At 43.0% G+C, this 2,900-nt stretch carries 3 protein-coding genes; all 3 read left to right on the forward strand.

Annotated elements, in window-relative coordinates; all coding sequences use genetic code 11:
- Nucleotides 1-111 precede the first annotated feature (111 nt).
- The 3 genes from FYJ59_RS13740 to FYJ59_RS13750 all read left to right on the forward strand — a co-directional run bounded on the left by FYJ59_RS13740 (nt 112) and on the right by FYJ59_RS13750 (nt 2,477).
- On the forward strand, nt 112-339 hold the full coding sequence (locus FYJ59_RS13740) for a hypothetical protein (protein WP_154498891.1): 228 nt from the start codon (nt 112-114) through the stop codon (nt 337-339).
- Nucleotides 336-704, forward strand: coding sequence for a hypothetical protein (locus FYJ59_RS13745; RefSeq protein ID WP_154498893.1), 369 nt, complete (start codon nt 336-338; stop codon nt 702-704). The genes FYJ59_RS13740 and FYJ59_RS13745 overlap by 4 nt, the downstream gene beginning before the upstream one ends.
- Nucleotides 705-884: 180 nt before the next feature.
- A complete protein-coding gene (locus tag FYJ59_RS13750; RefSeq protein ID WP_154498895.1) occupies nt 885-2,477 on the forward strand; it encodes a hypothetical protein in 1,593 nt (530 codons plus the stop codon).
- The last annotated feature ends 423 nt before the right edge of the window (nt 2,478-2,900 follow it).

Here is a 2,900-nt window from a genome sequence, read left to right on the forward strand (position 1 = left end):
TGTTCATGAGAGTCCTCCTTAAGTAATCGCTCGAATTGCGCGAATCGCGCAATCGACACGAAAATATTTGGAGCAATTATCTCATGAATGTGGTAGTATTATAAGGTACGAGTGGTTGAAGATTTACTTACGGTTGGCACTGCTTCAGGATTCACTTCTGATAGACTGTTGCCGGAAGAAAGAGATTCTATCAGCGTACAGATTGTTCACAATGATGCCGACATTTGCAAAAATATGATGAATGCAGTAATCTCCTATGTAGAGACAAAGGAGACAGAATTACAGTCCGTTATTGGTGAACATGTGATTACGATTGTAGCGCAGTCTCAAGGATTTTGAAGCTTCGTTATCATAACAGTCGTCAATTTACGACAGAGGAGGCAATTACTCTGGCTTCCACTGCGGTGAAAATGGCGGCGAAGAAACGTACATTGAAGGAAGTTTACCTCCTAGGATGTAATGTGACGGGAGATACCCTGCAGAAATGTGAACAAATCAGCAAGAATTTGCATGAGGAAAGTATTTGCGTACAGATTCTGAGCAATGTGCTCTATGATGCAGAAGCAATGGAAAAGCTTGAGAATGCCAAAGGCATCGTGCTGGTGGAAACAGCAGGCTCTACGATGTATGAAGAAGTTGTAAAAGAGCTTCAGTTAATGAGCAGACAGAACATTTGTGTATTGGGCGGAATTCTGGTGGAATAAGCTGAATCAAGCAATACATGATTATTGAAATTAAGACATTGAGCTGGTCAGAAGCGAAGCCGAGATTCAGAAAGTAGTTGTGACCGGTGTGCAAGATTATGCGCATTAGAGATTCATTTGATTGTGACATTTTCAGGTAGATTAAAATGCTGGGAGCAGTAGTAGTGGGGGAAACCGTGTATGATAGAGAAGTGCAGGCAAATAGGTAAAAATAGTTGGAATAGATGGCTCTATATCATTTGTGTTTTGATGCTGGGCTTAATGGATCAGAGACGTGGCAGTGCCACCGGTGACGTACAGATGATGTTCGGAAACTTGTTGGGCTTGGTCTTGGCAGCGATGCTAATCCCCTCTCTGGATAGAAAGAGATTTCTTTGTAAGTTGTATGCCTTGACGATACCGGTTGACCTTGCTTTCACTGTGATACTTTGCGTGCTTGGTAGATATTTTTTTTATTTTCAGAATGTTTGGATATCTGGGGTGCTGAATTTTACCGTATGGATGATGTTGTGGGTTTATATAATCAGCAATCGAGCAGAACTACGGATAAAAGATAAACTGAAGGAGCCCTTTGCGCTGGCACTGATGGTGTTGCTTGTGCTGATGCAGCTCTCAAAGAATGGAAGAGTATTGCCGGCATGGTTTTTGATGATATTTGTCGGATTCTATTTGCTGTTAGACAGAGACGAGATTCCAGAGATACTTAACAGCATGATGAATGGAATCATCCTGTGGTTCTGTCTCCAACAGATTATTGCATTTGGCTTCAGACCCTATGACTATGCAAGGTATCGGGGCATGTATTCCGGGGTAACCCAGAACGGAATGCATTATATGTATGTTTTTACAGCGTTATGTCTGAAATACGTGATGCTGCTGAAGAAGGAGTGCAATAAGCTTTCAAAGACACTCTGTTTTGTTATGATAGCCGCACTATTTTCTTTTACGTTGTTTTCAGGAACCAAATCCGCACTGTTGGGGGAATTGGTGGTGCTAATGGTGGTTGCAATCAATATGCTGGTCATAAAAATTGATATATGGTACAGGTTGGCAGTAAAAGCTGTTATGTTTACAATATGTTTTGTGGTAATGGTTCCTGCTGTGTATGTGACTGTTCGTTATCTGCCAACCATCCTTCACCATCCGGTGTGGTTTGAGGGTGAGTACGAGGAAGGGAGAAGTGTATGCTCCTTCGATAATTGGGACAGTCCAAAATATATTACATTTCAGCAAGCAACAGAGTTTAACATTGGAAGAATAACTACTCTGTTTGGATTGAATTACAAAGAAATTTCCAATTGGGTAGAGACTCACTTTGGCGCAATCCGGGCAGAGGCGGCAGAACTGGGCGAGCCGGGGAGTAGCCCGGAAAATCCCTATGCGCTGACCTCAGAGGAATATTCAGGCCCGGACATTGCCAGGATGACCATATGGAAGTGGTATGCCGTTCGATTAAATCTTTATGGACACGCGGGGGGAGGATTCTGGTACGACAAGGGGACATATTTTGAGCAGGCTCATAATATGCTCCTGCAGATGGCATACGATTATGGCATACCGGCAGGGATTCTTTTTTTGCTTATATGTGTGTATAGCCTCTTGTCTATACTCAGATATCATGAGTGGGAAGATATCATGATGCGTGTTTTCCTTCTCCCGGTGTTTGTGTTTGGAATGTTTGATATGGTACTGGTGTACGGGGAGATGTCTGTTTCGATTATGGGGATTATGTTCTGTTTCATTGCGATGAGAAATAGAACAAAACTCCTATAGCGGGTCTCCAAAGTTTAGTAGGGTTTCCCGAAGCTTTTTAGGGTCAATTAGTGGGGACAGACGCTAAAAATGGTTGAGTTTTTTAGGGTCATTCCGTAGGGGCAAGCTAAAATTGAACCAAAGAGATATTATCAGGCCGGTCTTTTGACCTGCCTGATCTGTTGTGCAACGGTAAGTACGTAATCATCTGCAATTTGCGCCGGCCGCCGGTCGGTGATGCGTTGACCAGCGGTCGCCTGGCGCTATGAACAGTCAATTATTTATCAGTTTTTTTGGTATTAATTACCACTGTATAAGTAAACGCTCCATAGCGAATACCTTGACAACTATAAGCCGCTTTTGCGGCCTGCTGTAAATTCTATTTTCGAATGTTTTCCGGAAGCGCTGGTGACCAGGGGAGCAACTCTTCCAAAAAGCTGCGAT

The sequence above is a fragment of the Waltera intestinalis genome (assembly GCF_009695995.1).
In the GTDB taxonomy this organism is placed as follows: domain Bacteria; phylum Bacillota; class Clostridia; order Lachnospirales; family Lachnospiraceae; genus Acetatifactor; species Acetatifactor intestinalis.